This window comes from Pseudarthrobacter sp. TRD_SC_9 (assembly GCF_055361265.1).
This window is the reverse complement of the sequence record NZ_CM143956.1, coordinates 435,492-452,593: the sequence shown is the minus strand read 5'-3', so window position 1 is coordinate 452,593 and position 17,102 is coordinate 435,492. Positions and strand designations below refer to the sequence as shown.

17 protein-coding genes are annotated in these 17,102 nt (G+C 62.3%); 1 reads left to right on the top strand and 16 read right to left on the bottom strand.

Annotated features, from left to right (window positions below; all coding sequences use genetic code 11):
• Positions 1-90: 90 nt before the first annotated feature.
• From ACWA13_RS02110 to ACWA13_RS02080, 7 genes are all read right to left on the bottom strand, one after another.
• Positions 91-1,431: a right-handed parallel beta-helix repeat-containing protein gene (locus ACWA13_RS02110; RefSeq protein WP_463936484.1), complete on the bottom strand. Its 1,341-nt coding sequence runs from the start codon at positions 1,429-1,431 to the stop codon at positions 91-93.
• Positions 1,432-1,457: 26 nt separating this feature from the next.
• Positions 1,458-2,396 carry a carbohydrate kinase family protein gene (locus ACWA13_RS02105; RefSeq protein ID WP_463936482.1) on the bottom strand — a complete coding sequence of 313 codons (939 nt, stop codon included), beginning with the start codon at positions 2,394-2,396 and terminating at the stop codon, positions 1,458-1,460.
• Between the two features lie 33 nt (positions 2,397-2,429).
• Entirely contained in the window at positions 2,430-4,013 is a 1,584-nt protein-coding gene (locus ACWA13_RS02100; protein ID WP_463936481.1) for a glycoside hydrolase family 32 protein, read from the bottom strand.
• Between the two features lie 39 nt (positions 4,014-4,052).
• Positions 4,053-5,096 carry a LacI family DNA-binding transcriptional regulator gene (locus tag ACWA13_RS02095; RefSeq protein WP_463936480.1) on the bottom strand — a complete coding sequence of 348 codons (1,044 nt, stop codon included), beginning with the start codon at positions 5,094-5,096 and terminating at the stop codon, positions 4,053-4,055.
• Between the two features lie 81 nt (positions 5,097-5,177).
• Entirely contained in the window at positions 5,178-6,131 is a 954-nt protein-coding gene (locus ACWA13_RS02090; protein ID WP_463936478.1) for a carbohydrate ABC transporter permease, read from the bottom strand.
• On the bottom strand, positions 6,131-7,018 hold the full coding sequence (locus tag ACWA13_RS02085; protein WP_463936476.1) for a carbohydrate ABC transporter permease: 888 nt from the start codon (positions 7,016-7,018) through the stop codon (positions 6,131-6,133). The genes ACWA13_RS02090 and ACWA13_RS02085 overlap by 1 nt, the downstream gene beginning before the upstream one ends.
• A 78-nt stretch (positions 7,019-7,096) precedes the next feature.
• Positions 7,097-8,374, bottom strand: a complete 1,278-nt coding sequence (locus ACWA13_RS02080; protein ID WP_463936474.1) for an ABC transporter substrate-binding protein — start codon at positions 8,372-8,374, stop codon at positions 7,097-7,099.
• 389 nt (positions 8,375-8,763) lie between these two features.
• Between ACWA13_RS02080 and ACWA13_RS02075 the strand changes: the two genes are divergently transcribed.
• Positions 8,764-10,077: a NosD domain-containing protein gene (locus ACWA13_RS02075; protein ID WP_463936472.1), complete on the top strand. Its 1,314-nt coding sequence runs from the start codon at positions 8,764-8,766 to the stop codon at positions 10,075-10,077.
• Positions 10,078-10,143: 66 nt separating this feature from the next.
• On the opposite strand, the gene ACWA13_RS02070 is transcribed toward ACWA13_RS02075, so the two are convergent.
• The 9 genes from ACWA13_RS02070 to ACWA13_RS02030 all read right to left on the bottom strand — a co-directional run bounded on the left by ACWA13_RS02070 (position 10,144) and on the right by ACWA13_RS02030 (position 17,099).
• Positions 10,144-11,214: a HoxN/HupN/NixA family nickel/cobalt transporter gene (locus ACWA13_RS02070; RefSeq protein WP_463936471.1), complete on the bottom strand. Its 1,071-nt coding sequence runs from the start codon at positions 11,212-11,214 to the stop codon at positions 10,144-10,146.
• Complete coding sequence (locus ACWA13_RS02065; RefSeq protein WP_463936470.1) at positions 11,214-12,128, bottom strand: urease accessory protein UreD; 915 nt, start codon at positions 12,126-12,128, stop codon at positions 11,214-11,216. The genes ACWA13_RS02070 and ACWA13_RS02065 overlap by 1 nt, the downstream gene beginning before the upstream one ends.
• The gene (ureG, locus tag ACWA13_RS02060) at positions 12,125-12,742 is read right to left on the bottom strand and encodes an urease accessory protein UreG (protein ID WP_463936468.1); all 618 of its coding nucleotides are present in this window, start codon (positions 12,740-12,742) and stop codon (positions 12,125-12,127) included. The genes ACWA13_RS02065 and ureG overlap by 4 nt, the downstream gene beginning before the upstream one ends.
• A gap of 16 nt (positions 12,743-12,758) precedes the next feature.
• Positions 12,759-13,439, bottom strand: a complete 681-nt coding sequence (locus ACWA13_RS02055) for an urease accessory protein UreF (RefSeq protein ID WP_463936466.1) — start codon at positions 13,437-13,439, stop codon at positions 12,759-12,761.
• Complete coding sequence (gene ureE / locus ACWA13_RS02050; protein ID WP_463936464.1) at positions 13,420-13,905, bottom strand: urease accessory protein UreE; 486 nt, start codon at positions 13,903-13,905, stop codon at positions 13,420-13,422. Before ureE ends, ACWA13_RS02055 begins: the two co-directional genes overlap by 20 nt.
• Before the next feature lie 8 nt (positions 13,906-13,913).
• Positions 13,914-15,671, bottom strand: coding sequence for an urease subunit alpha (ureC, locus tag ACWA13_RS02045; RefSeq protein WP_463936462.1), 1,758 nt, complete (start codon positions 15,669-15,671; stop codon positions 13,914-13,916).
• Positions 15,668-16,039: an urease subunit beta gene (locus ACWA13_RS02040; RefSeq protein ID WP_463936460.1), complete on the bottom strand. Its 372-nt coding sequence runs from the start codon at positions 16,037-16,039 to the stop codon at positions 15,668-15,670. Before ACWA13_RS02040 ends, ureC begins: the two co-directional genes overlap by 4 nt.
• A gap of 7 nt (positions 16,040-16,046) precedes the next feature.
• The gene (locus ACWA13_RS02035) at positions 16,047-16,349 is read right to left on the bottom strand and encodes an urease subunit gamma (RefSeq protein WP_463936458.1); all 303 of its coding nucleotides are present in this window, start codon (positions 16,347-16,349) and stop codon (positions 16,047-16,049) included.
• 174 nt (positions 16,350-16,523) lie between these two features.
• On the bottom strand, positions 16,524-17,099 hold the full coding sequence (locus ACWA13_RS02030; RefSeq protein ID WP_463936457.1) for an HhH-GPD-type base excision DNA repair protein: 576 nt from the start codon (positions 17,097-17,099) through the stop codon (positions 16,524-16,526).
• Positions 17,100-17,102 lie beyond the last annotated feature (3 nt).

The window sequence follows — 17,102 nt, the reverse complement described above, 5'->3', positions numbered from 1 at the left end:
ACTTCGACTCCTCCTGCCCGCCGGAAGCTTGAGGAACTAAGCCAATATGCGTGCGACCTGAGCTGGTAGAGACGCAAGATCGTTCGACGCCTAAGAACTGACCGTGGGGGTGGCTCTGAAGGCGTTAACGGCCCTGTCCGCGCTAACTTGGGCGTCGCTTCCGGAATCGAGGATGGTATTCCGAGTCGATTCAGAGTGGACCATGACTGCCGTGACTGCGAGGCCTTCGGAGGCCTCGGTGGTCAGCAGTGCGTCCACCTGCGCTGCGAAGCAGGAGTCACTGGACCTGGCGTGGACGTCCATGGCCACCACGTGGTTGTTGGAGACGAAGTTGCCCGTGCCCTCCTTCAGCCGAATAATGACAGGCGTGGCACCCGCCGGACGGATGCTCTGTGCGTCGATGACTTCGGAAAAGTGGTTGCCTACTACCGAGTTGTTGCTGCCGCTGACGCTGAGAAGTCCGGTGAGGTCGTCCAACCCGTTGTCCACTCCCAAGAAGGGGGTCCAGGGTTCATGGTCGCGGAGGAAGTGGTTTGTGGCCACGAGGTTTTCCGAACTATTTGCCTCAAGGATCACCATCCCGGGGTAAAAGGAGTGCAGGCGGTTGTTGGTGACGCTTGAACGGGTGACACCCTTGAAGTGGACGCTGCTGGCGCCCCGGGGGAAGACGTTGTTTGCGGTGATCAGGAGCCCGCCGTGGTTCTCTGCGTAAATTGAGTGGCCTTTGAAACCTGCTCCCACCAGGTTGTCGGTAATCTTTGATGCCTGTCCCCAGCCCCGCAGCTCAATGCAGCTTCCGCATTCGGCGATGAAGTTGTCGTGGATGGACAGCGCGTCCGCGTTGTAGATGGTGAGGGCGTTCTCCAGATAGACGAACCCCATGCCGGTGACGCGGAACGAGTCATTGGCACTCGCGGCGTAGATGCCGGTCTTGCCGTTCAGATAGGTGTTTTCTGCCTGCAGTCCCGAACCGTCCGCGCTGAAGTGCAGCCCGTCGATGCAGAAGTTGGAGAACTCCACCGAGCTGATCCGCGGGCTTCCGCTCCGTTCGACGTAGAAGGCAGCGCCCTTGGCTTCATTTGCGTCGCCGGCGGGGGGCAAATCGACAATGATCCGGCTCCCGCCAGGCCACAGCTCATGCAGGTCTGCCCACTCCTCCTTGGGAACGTTGAACCGGATACTCGACGACGTGAAGCCGTGTCCCGAACCCTCTATCCGAAGGAAGCTGACATCTATCACCACCTGGGTGCGAAGGTGGTAGTCCCCAGGCGGAAGGTAAATCACCGCGCCCGGCTTTCCGCCGTCGTTCACATCAGTGGCGGACTGCCGTTCCTTGACGTCAGCAATGATGCTGTTGATGACTTCACCGACGTCCTTGGCAGGATTCCCGACAGGCCATGTAGTCACGTCATAGTAGTTGTTGCTTGGCATGGGCTCTTCTCCTTGTGTACTGGTTGTCATGGTGCCACTGCCTGATGCTCCGGGAGTTCCGCCTGCAGTTCCTCTGACGATGGAGGGTTCGCGCCGGCACGGCGCACTGTAATGGCCGCTGCTGTGGCAGCCATCCGACCCAGTGATTCCACCACGGACGGTGCCAGCCCGTCTGCTCCCCGCATGAGGAGTCCATAGATCAGGGCGGACATGTATGAGTCGCCGGCGCCGATGGTGTCAACTACGACAGACTTGACCGCGGGAACTACTACCTGCGCGGCAGGCGTCGTGAGCAAAGATCCTTCCCCTCCCCTGGTGACGGCGACGAGTCCTGGCCCGAATCCAAGAATGCGATGCACGATGTCTTCCATGGGCAGTCTCGGATAAAGCCACTGTGCATCCTCGTCACTGAGTTTGACGACCCCCGTGAACGGGACGAGTTCTTCGAAGGTTTTTCTCGCCTCTGCCTGGCTGCCGAGCAGTGCAGGGCGGATGTTGGGATCGAGGGTTACCAGACAGCGCTCATGTGATTGCTCAAGGAGCTCTCTGACTACTGCCGCTCCCGGCGCCTGAAAGGCCGCGATCGAACCGGTGTGCAGGATCCTCGGGAGGGTGGCCGGGGTGATCTGCGGTAAGTTCCAGCGGATGTTGAAGTCATAGTGTGCCGACCCGTCGGAAGCCAGGGTCACGGTTGCCGTCGCGGTTTCGCCGGAGCCCTTGGAACCAGGCAGCAGATCAACGCCCGCGCTTCGCAGGTGCTTCTCGATAGCCGCGCCGTGGGTGTCGTCACCGATCGAGGTCAACAACGCCGTAGTCACACCCAGCCGCCCGAGCCCGTAAGCCACGTTCGCCGGCGACCCGCCGGCATGCTTCACAGTGCCCCGGGACGAGACAACAATGTCCACAAGGGCTTCACCCACAACAACAACGTCAAGGCCTGGGCTGAAGTCATCTTTCGTGTGCATTCTTCGACCTTTCATAAGTTACCCATATGCCAGTCAGGTAAGGGTTGAGACCGTAAGTTTCAGTACCGTTGCCAAATCGCCCCCGGCTTCCAGCCGGTTCTCTTTGTTCTCGGCGTTCGGGAAGATGAGGTCAGTCAGGACAACCGTGCCGTTCTGAGCAAAGACCTCCACAGAGCACTGGTCGATGACGATCTGCAGCTTGAGTTCGCCGTCCTCAAGGACCAGAGGGGCTGACTCAACGGAGGGGAACTTTTCGTGGAAATCCGTGTTGCCTGACCGCCTGCGGTCCAGGACAAGCCGGCCAGTGGCGGCGTTGTAGCTCAGCTCGGTACCAGCGCTTCCGTCATCATTGGCGTACAGATGGAAGGCCACGTGCCCGGCGCTTCCGGGGAGGATAGCCGCCTCGATGACCTGGGCGCTGCCGGGTGCCGCATCCGGCAACCGCAAGACAGAATCCTGCAGTTCGAAGGGGCCTGCGATTATCTGCTCCACGGCAGCGGACGGCTCTTCTCCTGCAGAGTGGCCGGCCAGGACAGGCTGCTGGACCAGGCGGACTGAGCCGTTGACTGCGGTGAGGCTTATTACGCGGGCGAGGGTCATCGAGGACCGCCAGGGGGCGGTGGGCAGCTGGTTCGCGTAGTCCCAGTTGTTCATCCAGCCGATGATGATGCGCCGGCCATCCTGGACGTTGCTAAAGGACACGGAGGCGTAGCAGTCACGCCCCCAGTCCAGCCAAAGGCATTGCTGCAACGCTGCAGCGACCGAGGCGGAGTCGCCCAGGGCGCTGACTCCGGCCGGCGCTGCGACCGAACCGGCGTCCGGGATAAACCGGATGCCATCAAACTGCCCCACGAAGTACTGGCCCCCGGAACCTCCGGCCACCGCGCCGGGGTTGACGTTGACGATCAAGACCCATTTAACGTTGTCCGGGTCCTCGTCCACAGCCAGGGGAAAGAGATCGGGGCACTCCCATTCGCCCTGATCAGCGTTCAGCGGGCCGAAGTCGCTGAGGAAGTCCCAGGTCTTGAGGTCTTCCGAACGGTAGAAGACCACTTTCTGGTGCTGCGCTTCGACCGCGGTCATGACCCAAAAGGCGCCATGCTCGCCCTGATAGCGGAACACTTTCGGGTCGCGAAAATGCGCGGAATTCCGGGTGAGGACCGGGTTATGGTCGTACTTGTGCCACGTCATTCCCGCGTCGGAACTATAAGCGAGGGACTGCGCCTGCGTGCCGTGGTGTTCAGAAGCGGACTTGTAGGCGCTGGTGTAGATCGCGACGAGGGCGGGTGCGTCCGCCGTGCCCAAGCCGGAGGTGTTTCCGTGGTCCACCACCACGCTGCCCGAGAAGATGTCCTCTGTCTCATCGCATGCAATGGCAACAGGGTGTTCCGTCCAGTGGAGCAAGTCACGGGAGGTGGCGTGGCCCCAGGACATGTTGCCCCACACGTTCCCGTACGGGTTGTTCTGGAAGAAGAGGTGGTACAGGCCGTTGTGGAAAACCAGGCCGTTGGGGTCGTTCAACCAGGTGTCTTTAGCGGTGAAGTGGATGGCCGGACGAAACCGGGTGGTCCCGTTCGGAGGTGTTTCCGGGCGAGCAGCATCAAGGAAAGTGGACATGTACGTGCGGTCCTCTGGGAAGTGGAAAGGGGCTGGCTGCTAATCCCGCGGCGCCGTTATGGAGTCGCGACCCACCAGCGGGCAGCTCAGGATGGTCGGGTGAAATGCCATGAGGGTCAGATCTGTCTTCCCTTCGACGGCGTCAATTAGGTGCTCGGTGGCCCAGGCACCCATCTCGTAGTGGGGCAGGGCCACGGTGCTGAGGCCCGGGTAGAGGTTGGCTGCGATCAGTTCCTGGTCATCGAAGCCGACGATGGAAACGTCGGCGGGGATGCTGAGTCCCAGCTCGGCGGCGGCGCGGTAAGCTCCCATCGCCATTCGGTCGTTGTAGCAGAACAAGCCGGTGGGCCGGTCCTTACGTGCCAGGATCCGCCGGGCCGCCTCATAGCCGCCCTGAACCTCGGAGACCTCGGACTCGACAGGAGCCGCGGCACCGTCAAGCCCTGCTTCAGCCAGCATGGCCCGGAAGGCCTGGAGCCGCTGGCGGGTTGCCGGGACATCGTCGGTGTTGTTGATGAAACCAATACGGGTGTGGCCCGCCTCCAGGAGCGCACCCACGGCGGCGCGTGCACCGCCGTCTTCGTCTGGAATCACGGCTGTGATGTTTGTGCCGCTGGCCACCGAGTCCACCAGTACGGAGGGCACGCTAACCAGGTTGTCCGGCAGTTCCACGATGCGGTGGTACATGGTCGCGTAGAGGATACCGTCCACCCGGCGTTCCAGGAGGGCCTCGACATCAGCGCGCCGGGATTCGAGGCTCGCCGAGCCGGAGGTATTAACGATCATGAGGCCGTACCCCCGGGCCTTGGCGGCCTCGTCAGCACCGAGGATGATGCGGCCGGCGTGGGGCGTCGTCGCAATGTCCTCGCTCACCAGGCCGAGCATCCCGGTCCGCTGCGTGCGCAGGGCCTGGGCAAGGCGGTTCGGGCCGTAGCCGAGCTCCTCAGCGGCGGATTTGACCTTATGTCTGGTTTCGGGGCTGACCCGGGCGTAGGAAACGTCGTTTAGCACGTGGGAGACAGTTGTCACTGACACGCCGGCGGCGACGGCCACGTCCTTGATGCCGATGTTCTTGTTGCTCATCTGTCTCCCACGTCCTTATGGTTTGCGATGCCCTGTGTGAAGCCCCTGGGCGTCATCAGTAGGCTACTCGGTGTTGGTGACCTAGCCCTTGACCGCGCCGAGCGTCATGCCTGCGACGATCTTGCGCTGCAAGAGGAGGGTCAGGAGGATAACCGGGATGGAATAGACGGCGGCCAGCGCCGTCATGGATCCCCAGTCCAGGCCGAACTGGGTTTGGAAGTTGGCTATCACCACGGGCGTCGTCTGGGAACGGATCGCTGTCATCAGGAGTGCGAAGAGGAATTCGTTCCAAGAGGCCAGGAAGGCGAAGATCGCGGTGACGGCGATGCCGCCGGAGACGACCGGGATCACCACCCGCCACAAGGCGCCGAGCCGGCTGCAGCCATCCACCGTGGCAGCTTCTTCCAGATCCTTCGGTACCGATTCGAAAAAGCTGGCCATCAGCCAGATCGAGAGCGGCAGCGAGATGGTGGTGTGGGCGATGGACAGTGCGATTGGTGTATCGGACAGCCCCACGGATGCCATCATCGAAGCCAGCGGAATCCCAATCGCCACCGGAGGTACCATTCGGGTGACCAGGGCGGCCATGATGAAGATCCGGCCGCTGAGGGTCTTGTACCGGGTGATCCCATAAGCAGCCGGTACCGCCAGCACCAGCGACAGCGCCGTGCTGATGATGGCTGTTTGGATGCTGTTGATGAAGGAGGCCAGTACTCCGCTGCGGCCCAGAGCGTTGGTGTAGTTCTCCAGTGTCCATTCCCGGGGAAGGATGGTGGGCGGCACCGCGATGGTATCGATCGGGGTCTTGAAGGATGTGAAAAGCAGGTACAGAAACGGGAAACCGTAGAGCACCATGGCAACTGCCAGCAGGATCCACAGCAGGGTCCTGGTGCTCCGCCGGCCCGCTTCCAGGCCTTCACGGTTGACGCCCCGGCGCTTGCCGCCGCTGCTGCTTCCGGTGGTGGGTACGGAAGGTCCGGCAACCGCTGAAGATGCCTTTTCGCCGTCGTTCTTGATTCGCTCCGCGACACGCATTAGTTGTCCTTTCCTGGCCGCCAGATGGTGGACACAGCGACGAACGCGACGGCGAGCATGGCCAGCAGGTAGAGGGTACCCATGGCGCTGGCCAACCCGGGGTCACCAAAGCGGATCATGGTCCGGTAGACCAGCAGGCTCATGGTTTCCGAGGCGGACTGGGGACCACCGTTGGTTTGGATGAGGATGGAGTCGAACGCACGCGCCGCGTCGATTCCACGAACCACCAGTGCGACGGCGATAACCGGCCTCAGGAGCGGGAGGATGATGCGGAAGAGCATGGCCGGTGCACGGGCTCCGTCAAGGCGTGCTGCCTCGATCAGGTCCCCGGGGATGTTCTGCAGCCCGGCGAAGAGCACCAGGCACATGAACGATGTGGTCAGCCAGATGTCGGGAACGGCTACGGAGTAGAGCACGATGTTCGGGTCTGACAGCCAGCCGATCTGGTTGGGGTTGGACAGGATGCCTGCCTGGTGCAGGAGGGTTCCGATGAGGCCGAAGTTGTCGATCATCAGGAACTTCCAGAGGAGGCCTGCAACGATGGGCGCGATCATCAGCGGGTACATGAACACGGTCCGCCAGAGCTGGGAGCTTCGGCCCAGGGTGGTGAACAGCAGCGCCATTCCAAGGCCCAGGGCGAACTCGAGGGTGACCACGATCAGGGTGTAGGCCAGGGTCCGCCAGCCGGCGCCAATGAAGGCCTCGGAGGCGAATGCCCGGAAGTAGTTATCCAAGCCCACGAAATCGCGGGGGCCGCCGGCGATGGGGGAAATCTTGAAGAAGCTGTCCGCGACGAGGCGGAACAACGGGAAGGCCACGAATATTGCCAGGAACAGCGCCGCTGGTGCCATTAGGAACAATGCGAAGCGGCGATCGGAGATGCGCACGGTTTTCTCTTCCGGTGGTTGGGGTCGCGGCCGGCACTGGACTTGCTGTGCTCTTCGGCAGGTGCCGGCCGCGGGGTCTTACTTGAGGAGGTCCTCAATCTGCTTTTTGGCGTCGGAGAGGAGTGCGGCGGAGTCACCGCCGGCCACGGCCTTCTGCAGCATGGGAACCAGGACGGTGTCCACGATCTGCTGCCACTTCTCGGTGGCCGGACGGGTGGCGGTCGCTTCGCCGTTGAGGGTTTTGATCAGCGGGCCGAAACTCTCGTAGCCTTCCTTGTCCTGGTACTCCTCAAAGGCGGAGATTCGGGAAGCCAGACCCAAGCTGGATTCGATTCCCAGGCTGTTGTGGTCGTAGGCACACTTGACGAACCTCTTGGCCGCCTCGATGTTCTTGGTGGCTTTCGGGACCGTTAGGTACCAAGGGCCAGGAACGCCGCCAATGCCGGCAGACCCGGCGATCATGGGAGCGGTTCCCACATTGCCTGCCACCGGGGAGTCCTTGGGGATCTGACGGTAGGCGTGGGCCCAGAACCGGGTCATGGCGGTCTGGCCCTGGTTGAACAGGTTCTGCGCGGCGGCCCAGTCCACCTGGGCAGCGCCGGAGGGAGCGTACTTGGCGAGGCCCACGTAAAAGTCCAGGGCTTCCTTGTGGGCGGCGTTGTCAATAACCACCTTGTCCCCGTCCAAAACCATGGGTGAGCCGGCCTGCAGGACGTGGGCCAGCCATTCTGTTTCCACGCCGCCCTTGACGTCCGTGCCGTACATGCCGTCCCTGGTAAAGAATTCAGAGATGTCCTGGTACTGCTTCCATGTGGTGGGGGCAGCCAGCTCGTAGCCGTACCTGGACTGGAAGTCGGCCTTGTTCGCGGCGTCCTCGAACAGGTCCTTCCGGTAGAGGATGATTTCAGCATTTGTCCAGGCGGGGAAACCAACGTAGTGCCCGTCCACGTTCGCTTCCTTGACGAGGGACGGAAAGATGTCTTTCTTCGCCTCGTCCGTGAAGATCTCGTCGAGGGGCTGGAGGGCATCCTTGAAACTGGGCAGCCAAACGGAGTCCAGGGCGGCCACATCGAAGGAGACGGTGCCGGACGAGAACTCGCTGGAAAGCCGGTTGAACATGCCGTCGTAGGGCAGTTCGACGAAATTGACGTCAACGCCGGCGTCCTTTTTGCACTGTTCGGCGACGCCTGTCAGTTCGGCGCGGCCGCCGGCTTCGACCAGGACGTTGACAGTGTTGGTGCTGGCGCTGCCGGTAGACGTGTCCGGGCCCCCGGCGCCACATGCGGAGGCGGCCAGTGCGACGGCGGTGCAAATGCCGCCGGCGGCTATCCTATTGATGAATTTACGAGTGGACATCGCTGTCGACTCACTTTCTATTGGACGGAATGGGGAGTGTGATCTAAGCTGACAAATCGTTTTGCCAAAACGACTTGGCAATCACCATACGCAGGGTCTCTTCGACGTGTCAAGGGTCACTGCGGTGCCAAAAACCCGGGAAACTTTGGCGTTGACAGCCATTGGTCTCCCCTCCTAGCCTCGATGTATCCGGCGAACCAAATCGTTTTGGCAACAGTCTTTAGTCGTCCGGCTTCATCACGACAAAGAACTCTTCCCTCTGAAGGCGCGCAGCGGAGGGCATTAAGACACCTCCGCACTGTGTAGCTAGAACGGATCCTTGCGGTTCCGGATGCCCACACATTCCACGATGCAATAAGGAGACAGCGTTGACATACAAAAATTCGGAATTGGTTGACCCAAGCCGACGCAGACTGCTGGGCGCTGGCGCTGTTGCCACCCTGACGGGAGCGCTGGCTTTAGGCGTCACAGCACCAGCGCAGGGCACCGAAAAGCCGAAAGAAACAAACATCTACGATGTCACGTCCTGGAAGATCCAGGGCCAGCCAAAGGTGACGGCACGCGTCGACATCGGCGCAGTCATCAATGACATCATCGCGGACATCAAAAGGCGCCAGACCACAACAAACACCAGGCCAGGCGCCGTAATCACGATCCCCCCGGGCGACTACGATCTTCGAACTCAAGTCGTCGTGGACATCAGTTACCTGACCATTGCCGGCTTTGGCCATGGGTTCTTTTCCCGCAGCATCAAAGACAATGTAGACACGTCCGGGTGGCTCGAACTGCAACCCGGCGGCAGCCACATTCGCGTCCTTACTGCGTCAACATCTCCCCAGGCCTTCCTCGTACGCCGGGAGGGAAGCCCTCGCCTGTCCGGCATCATTTTCCGCGACTTCTGCCTTGACGGCGTGGAGTTCCCGCCAGACGGTAACAGTTACCGTAACGGCAGGACTGGCATCGAAGTCGCATCAGACAACGACTCCCTCCACATCACGGGCATGGGTTTCGTATATCTTGAACACGCGCTCATAGTCCGTGGCGCCGACGCTCTCCGTGTTCACGACAACATGATCGCTGAATGCGGCAACTGCGTCGAACTCACAGGAGCAGGCCAGGCGACAATCGTCAGCGACAACCTCATGGGAGCCGGACCGCATGGGGTCACTCTCCTGGCAGAAAATCACGAAGGTCTTCTTATCACCGGCAACAACCTGTTCCCCCGGGGCAGGAGCCTGATCGAACTGACTGGCTGCAACAGATGCTCAGTGACCTCGAACAGATTCCAGGGATTCTTCCCCGGGATGATGCGACTCATCAACAACTGCAAGGAAAACCTCATCACCAGCAACCACTTCCGACGGGGGATGGAAGGCTTCCCACCGTTCCTCGGAACATCCAATGGCCTGGATGACCTTTACGGCGTGGTTCACATCGCCGGGGACAACAACCTTTTCTCCAACAACCTCATCGCATACGACGTTGCACCCGACAGGATCGTCCCGCCGAACGCCCAACCAACAATGATTCTCATCGCCGGGGGTGACAGCAACGTAGTGGCAACCAACCATGTTGTGAGCAGTGTCGAAGCACAGAACGTCGTTCTGGACGCTTCCGCAGTCCGCTCAAAAGTGTTGGACAGCGGCCCCGCTTCGAAGATCACTTCCCACAGTGCCGATACTGCTATTCGACCAACGCCCTAGGCTGTAAGCAATTTAGCCGTCTTCACTGCCAGTCCCTCAGCGGTGAAGACGGCTATGCCATGAAGCTCACGGGGCGGTCCGGCCCAGGCGCAGAAGGTGGTTTGCGCCCCACGCCGCCAGCAAAAGGCCAACCAGGAGCAACCCGGCGTGCCCCAGGTCAATGGAACCAAGCCAGGTGGTGAGCGGATCGTCCAACACAAACGCCGCATTCGCGAAGCCGCCCAGCGTGATCACGGCGATGAACAGGGCGGACACGGCAGAGATCCCGGTGACTACAGCGTTGAAGCCAAGCTTCCGCAGCGGGTCATCCAGCGCAGAGCGGTACATCCGCATCATGGCCACGCCGTTGAGCGAATCGCACAGGGTCATCGCAGCGGTGAAGGCCAGCGGCAGCGCGAGCAACGCCAGCGGGGACACCCCGGCGAGCGAGGCCGCCGTGGTCATCACCAGCAGCCCGATCGTTGTGGCAGTATCAAACCCGAGCCCGAACAGGAACCCGATCACGTAAATGTTCCGCGGCCGCCGCACTCGGGACAGCGGCCTGGCCAGCAGCCGCGCCACCAGCCCTTTTGCTTCGAGATCGTCGACGGCGATGCTCCCGCCGCCGCGCGCACTCCTGTACACGCCGGCCGCACGCATAAAGGCGGAGCCGTTGTAAAGGCCCATCGCCAGCAGGAACAGGCCCGAAACGCCGCTGCCGATCAGCCCCAGCACCAGGTTTCCGGCTGTTCCGTCCTCCATGAATTGCCCCACTGCAGAAGCACCGGCAATGACCAGCACGCCCGCCAGGATCACCACCGAGCTGTGCCCCAGACTGAAGGCGAACCCCACGCTGACCGGATCCTGCCGTTGGGCCACGAACTTGCGTGTGGAGTTGTCGATAGCCGCCAGGTGATCCCAGTCGTAACTGTGCTTCACACCGGCCAGGTATGCAGTGAGCACCAATCCCAGCACTATCGGTTCGCCACCTGGAATTGACATGCCGGCTGAGGTCCCAGCGGACATCCCCAGGAGCAAAAGTATGACGGCGGCACCATGGAGTGCGGCCACCGCGCCGAAGGTGAACAGCAACCGCGTCCGGAAGGGCAGGTGCTCCCGACGGCGGTAGAACGAGGCGAACTCCGTCAACGTCGTCATCAGTACTTCCTCAGGTTCAGGGGCTGTTGCCCGTACCAGCGATTTCGAAGATAGCCAGTGCAGGCGCCCAGCAGGTGGTTCAGCTCCCCCGTACTGTTGGACAACGCCCGGAGGACCAGTCCGGTGGTGCCGGCCAGCGTACGCGTCAGCGAGATCCCGGTATACGCGCCGTGTCCGGCTGCCAGGTGGTGGAGTTCATCGGCGAGCGCCTGGTCCACGCGGGGATCAACCACCAGAAGTGATCCCAGGTGGGTGTAGCCCTCCATAAAGCCCAATCCGGTCACGTCCGCCGAGGGTGGCCGGATCAGCACGTTGTCCAGCGCCAGGAGGTCGCTGCCGTGCCCGGCGCCTATCCGGATTTCAGTCCGCAGCCGCAGCTCCTCGTAACGGAACGATGCCCCATCCGGGGACCACCCGGGCGTCACCACCTCGGCTATCACCAGGCTGGACGTCGGACTCATGGTGATGTGCGTGTGCTGCCGGTAGTTGGCCTCGCGGTAGGCAATAAGCTGGTCCGGCAACAGTTCCAGCCGCGCCCCCTCCCCCAGCCGCACAGTCATCCGCTGCTCAGCAAAGGACCCAGGAGTCCGGTAGACCTTCGTGGCGGACTGCGTCGTCAGCAGCAGATCAGCCCCTGCTTCAACCTCCATATCGAGTAAGTAGAGGTCAGCGCCCAGGTAAGCTCCGCCGGGATTCACCATGACATAACAAACCTGCCCGCTGTCATCCAGGTAATGCGGCCGCAACACTCTCAGAGCACCCTGATGAAACTGCTGCGAAGCGACGGACCGTCCGTTGCGGTCGCCAATCACCAGGTTGAGGACTCCGCGGGGTTCCGGCGATTGAGCCTGTCGAAATCCACGGGTCTCGACAGGCTCGACCACCGAAGGCTCGGCCACCGGCATCGTGGTCATGAGGCGAGGTCGAGCATCAGGACGTCGCGGCGCACCCACTCGATCACGCCGTCGAGCCCCTCATCTGTTTTGAGGTTGGTGAAGCAGAACGGCTTGGCGCCCCGGAACTCGCGGGAGTCCCGCTCCATGACGGAGAGATCCGCGCCAACATGCGGGGCCAAATCGGTCTTGTTGATAATGAACAGGTCCGACTTGATCATGCCCTGGCCGGCTTTGCGCGGGATCTTCTCGCCCTGGGCCACGTCGATGATGTAGATGGAGAAGTCCACCAGTTCGGGGCTGAAGGTGGCGGAAAGGTTGTCGCCGCCGGATTCCACAAAGATGACCTGCAGGTCCGGGTGCCGTGCCTTCAGCTCCTCGATAGCTGCGGTGTTCATCGAAGTATCCTCGCGGATGGCGGTGTGCGGGCAGCCGCCCGTTTCGACGCCGATGATCCGGTCCTCGGGCAGGATTCCGTTGACGGCGAGGATTTTGGCGTCCTCGATGGTGTAAATGTCATTGGTAATGGCGGCCATGGAGATGTCAGTACTCATGTGCCGGGTGAGCCGCTCCACCAGTTGCGTCTTTCCGGCTCCGACGGGCCCGCCGATGCCGATTTTGATGGGTTCAGACATGTTTCCTCCTCAAGGGTCAGCTCATGAACATGCGGGCGCGTTGGCGTTCGTGCCGCATTTGTGAAATTTCCAGCCCGGGGCTGATGGCACCGAAGTCGTCCGGAGCGAGGTGCGGGACCTTTTCGACGGCGGCAGCGACGTCGTCGGCCGCTTTCCGCAGCAACCGCTGCCCTGCGTTCTGGCCCAGCGGGATGGCCCGCACCGCGTTCTGCGTCAGGGAGGTGACGGCGGCAAAAAGGTACGCGGCCAGCGCTTGGGTCAGCGGCACGCCCAGGGAACGCGCGATGACGGCAAACGCCAGCGGCTGGTGGCCGGCGGCCTGTCCGGTGGTCACCAGGTCCCGGTACAGCGCCAGCGCCGGTGACGGGAAGACGTCCTGGCCGATCTCGAGCAACCGGGTGCCCATCTTGATACTGGCCTCGCGGACCTGGCGTGGCAGCAGTTGAGCCGTGAGCTGGGAGTCGAGTTCGCCAACGGGTACTCCTTCATAGGAAAAACGGATGGCCAGGCCGTCCGAATAGGTCAGTTGTTGCGCCACAAACGCGGAAAGCCAGGTCCCGAAAGAGGCCTCGTCGTGGACCAGCCCGCGCTCGATATACCCCTCGAAGCCCAGCGAATGCGCGAAGGCCCCGGTAGGCAGTGCGGAATCGGTGAGCTGCTGCAGGGCCAGCTGGTAGCTAGTGGCTGTGTTCGGCATGGCGGAAGGGGACAGGCATCACGCGGTCCTGCCGTTCATAAGGGACGCCAACGTGTTTGAGGTAGTCCACCACAGTGTGGTCGTACTGGCACACCATCACCTCGGCGCCGTACTCGGAAGAGGCATCAAAGAACTGCGCCTGCAGGTGCCGGTTGCCCAGCGAATGCGCCACTACCCCCATCTCGTAAACGGACCGCGGAGCAATGACCAGGACGTCTGTGGGCAACACTGACACCACAATCATGTTGGTCTCGGCCACGTGCAGGATGTCGCCATCGCGCAGGTCCCCGGCAGTGGAGGGCAGCCTGATGCCGAGCTCCTTGCCGTGATCCGTCGTAACCCGCTGGATGCGCTTGACCAGCTGGGCACTGGGCAGGACTACTTTCTCCTTGTGGTGGCGGGACAGAACCGCGGCTTCAGCGACGGGCAGTTCGTGGAGGTTTCCTAGAATCTTCTCAATAATCACAGTGGCTCCTAAAAGAGGAAGTAGCGCTGCGCCATGGGCAACTCATCCGACGGCTCACAGGTGACGTCCTCGCCGTCGACCGTTACCTGGTAGGTTTCCGGATCCACCTGGATATCCGGAGTGGCACCGTTGTACTTGAGGTCCGCCTTGGTCAGCGTCCGGATCCCGGAGACCGGGCGGATCACCTTCTGCAGGCCCAGCTCTTCAGGAACACCGGCATCGATCGCGGCCTGCGACAGGAAGGTGATGGACGACTGTTGCAGCGCCTTGCCGAACGTGGCAAACATGGGGCGCATGGTGCGCGGCTGCGGCGTCGGGATGGAGGCGTTGGCGTCCCCCATGAGGGCGTAGGCGATCTGGCCGCCCTTGAGAACCAGCTCCGGCTTGACCCCGAAGAACGCCGGATCCCACAGCACCAGGTCCGCGAACTTGCCCACCTCCACGGAGCCGATGGAGTCCGCCATGCCCTGCGCGATCGCCGGGTTAATGGTGTATTTGGCCACGTAGCGCTTGAGCCGGAAATTGTCGCTGTCCACTGAACCGTGCGCCGCGCCTGTTTCGTCCTTCAACACCCCGCGCTGCTTCTTCATCTTGTCCGCCACCTGCCAGGTGCGCGTGATGACCTCCCCTACCCGGCCCATCGCCTGCGAATCGGACGAGGTGATGGAGAAAATGCCCATGTCCTGCAGCACGTCCTCCGCGGCGATGGTTTCGGCCCGGATCCGCGAATCGGCGAAGGCCACATCCTCGGGGATATCCGGGTTGAGGTGGTGGCAGACCATCAGCATGTCCAGGTGCTCTTCGATGGTGTTCCGCGTGTACGGCAAGGTGGGATTGGTGGACGCAGGGAGCACGTTGGGCAGCCCGGCAATTTTGATGATGTCCGGAGCATGCCCGCCGCCGGCGCCTTCGGTGTGGAAGGTGTGGATCACCCGCCCGTCGATGGCTGTGATGGTGTCCTCCACAAACCCGCACTCGTTCAGGGCGTCAGTGTGAATGGCCACTTGGACGTCGTATTCGTCGGCGACTTTCAGGGAATTGTCGATCGCCGCCGTCGTGGTTCCCCAGTCCTCATGGACTTTGAGCCCCACGGCACCGGCACGGATCTGCTCGGCAAGGGGTTCGACGGCGGACGCGTGGCCTTTGCCGAGCAGGCCGATGTTGACGGGCAGCCCCTCAGCCGCCTGCAGCATCCGTTGAATGTGCCACTTTCCGGGAGTGACGGTGGTGGCTTTGGTCCCCTCCGCCGGGCCGGTGCCGCCGCCCACCATGGTGGTGACGCCGCTGGTCAACGCCGTGGGCACCTGATCCGGGGAGATGAAGTGGATGTGGCTGTCGATCCCGCCGGCCGTGAGGATCTTTCGCTCGCCGGCAATGATCTCCGTGCCGGCGCCGATCACAATGTCCACGCCGTCCATGATTTGCGGGTTGCCGGCCTTGCCGATCGCGAAGATGTGTCCGTCGCGGAGGGCAACGTCTGCCTTGTAGATACCGGTGTAATCCAGGATCACGGCGTTGGTGATGACGGTGTCCGGAACGGCGTGTTCTGCGCCGGTAGCGGCGCCGTTGCCATCGCGGGTCAGCTGGCCGTTCTGGCCCATGCCGTCGCGAATCACCTTGCCGCCGCCAAACACCACTTCCTCGCCGTAGACGGTGAGGTCTTTTTCAATTTCCAGGAAAAGTTCAGTGTCCGCCAGCCGGATCGCGTCGCCCGTGGTGGGCCCGTAGAGGTCCGCATACTGTTTACGCGGCAGGTCGAAACTCATGGCCGGCTCCCCTCTTCAGGTGCGGATGCGGTGGTGACGTTCGGCTCCTGGCGCGTGCCGCCGTCGAGCTTTCCGTTTACTTTGTTACTGAGCCCGTACACTTCACGGTTGCCGGCAAGCTCCACCAGCCGGACCGTGCGGGAGTCGCCGGGCTCGAAGCGGGCGGCGGTGCCGGCCGGGATGTCCAGCCGGCGGCCGTAGGCGGCATCGCGGTCAAACTCCAGGGCACTGTTGGCCTCGGCGAAGTGGTAGTGCGAGCCCACCTGAATGGGCCGATCGCCGCGGTTGACCACCTCGACGGCGATGGCTTCACAGCCGGCGTTGCAGGCAACGGGCTCCGGGCGGAGCCGGTATTCTCCGGGAATCATGGCACTCCTAGCGGATGGGATCGTGGACGGTGACCAGCTTGGTGCCATCCGGGAAGGTGGCTTCGATCTGGACGTCATGAATCATTTCCGGCACGCCTTCCATCACGTCGTTCCGGGTGAGGAGGGTGGTTCCGTAGCTCATCAGTTCGGCGACGGTGCGGCCGTCGCGGGCGCCTTCGATGAGTTCGTAGCTGATGATGGCTACCGATTCGGGGAAGTTCAGCTTCAACCCGCGGGCCTGGCGGCGGCGGGCAAGGTCAGCTGCCACCACAATCATGAGCTTTTCCTGCTCACGGGGCATCAAGTGCATGGCGGATCCCTTCAACATCCAGGCGAAACGGCGTGGGTTCAGCGTAGGGGCCGCACGTTTCAGGGGCGTTTCGGGAATGTCTCCGGCAAGGTCCACCCAACCCAACTAGCTCGCATTTAAAGCAACTGAAATGGCGTTTTGAGTGCATTAAAAGCAAGCCAGTTGGGTAAGGGGTTACGTCTTGGCGGCTTTGGCTGCTGCCTTCGCTGCCTGCTTGCTGGCCCGCACCTTGGCCAGCGACTCGGGGTCCACGATGTCCGCGACGGAGGTGTAGGAGCCTTCCGCACCGTAATGCCCGGCGGCTTCACGCCAGCCCGGTGCCTTGAGCCCGCACTGCTTGCCCAGCAGTGCGAGGAAGATCCTGGCTTTCTGGTCTCCGAAACCGGGCAGTTGCTTCAACCGGCGCAGCACCTCGGGCCCGTCCGGATCGCCCTTCGTCCAAATCGCTGAAGCCTCGCCGCCCCAGTCCCCCTCAACAGTTGCCGCAAGAGCCTGGACCCTGGCGGCCATCGATCCGGGGAACCGGTGGACGGCGGGGCTCTGTTTGAACACCTCCAGGAACTCCTGGGGATCGTAGGCTGCGATGACGGCAGGATCCAGGGTGCCGATCCGGTCACGGATCTTCTGCGGCCCCGCGAAGGCTGACTCCATGGTGACCTGCTGGTCCAGCAGCATGCCGGTCAGCAGCGCAAAAGGGTCCGAACCCAGCACGGCATCTGCGTCCGGGTTCCCGGTAATGTGCAGTTCCACGTT

Coding starts and splice junctions, on each gene's coding strand:
- ureG (WP_463936468.1), bottom strand. CDS start 12,742: ATGTCTGAACCCATCAAAATCGGCATCGGCGGGCCCGTCGGAGCCGGA.
- ACWA13_RS02040 (WP_463936460.1), bottom strand. CDS start 16,039: ATGATTCCCGGAGAATACCGGCTCCGCCCGGAGCCCGTTGCCTGCAAC.
- ACWA13_RS02055 (WP_463936466.1), bottom strand. CDS start 13,439: ATGCCGAACACAGCCACTAGCTACCAGCTGGCCCTGCAGCAGCTCACC.
- ureC (WP_463936462.1), bottom strand. CDS start 15,671: ATGAGTTTCGACCTGCCGCGTAAACAGTATGCGGACCTCTACGGGCCC.
- ACWA13_RS02110 (WP_463936484.1), bottom strand. CDS start 1,431: ATGCCAAGCAACAACTACTATGACGTGACTACATGGCCTGTCGGGAAT.
- ACWA13_RS02105 (WP_463936482.1), bottom strand. CDS start 2,396: ATGCACACGAAAGATGACTTCAGCCCAGGCCTTGACGTTGTTGTTGTG.
- ACWA13_RS02065 (WP_463936470.1), bottom strand. CDS start 12,128: ATGACCACGATGCCGGTGGCCGAGCCTTCGGTGGTCGAGCCTGTCGAG.
- ACWA13_RS02100 (WP_463936481.1), bottom strand. CDS start 4,013: ATGTCCACTTTCCTTGATGCTGCTCGCCCGGAAACACCTCCGAACGGG.
- ACWA13_RS02095 (WP_463936480.1), bottom strand. CDS start 5,096: ATGAGCAACAAGAACATCGGCATCAAGGACGTGGCCGTCGCCGCCGGC.
- ACWA13_RS02080 (WP_463936474.1), bottom strand. CDS start 8,374: ATGTCCACTCGTAAATTCATCAATAGGATAGCCGCCGGCGGCATTTGC.
- ACWA13_RS02035 (WP_463936458.1), bottom strand. CDS start 16,349: ATGCACTTGATGCCCCGTGAGCAGGAAAAGCTCATGATTGTGGTGGCA.
- ACWA13_RS02090 (WP_463936478.1), bottom strand. CDS start 6,131: ATGCGTGTCGCGGAGCGAATCAAGAACGACGGCGAAAAGGCATCTTCA.
- ACWA13_RS02070 (WP_463936471.1), bottom strand. CDS start 11,214: ATGACGACGTTGACGGAGTTCGCCTCGTTCTACCGCCGTCGGGAGCAC.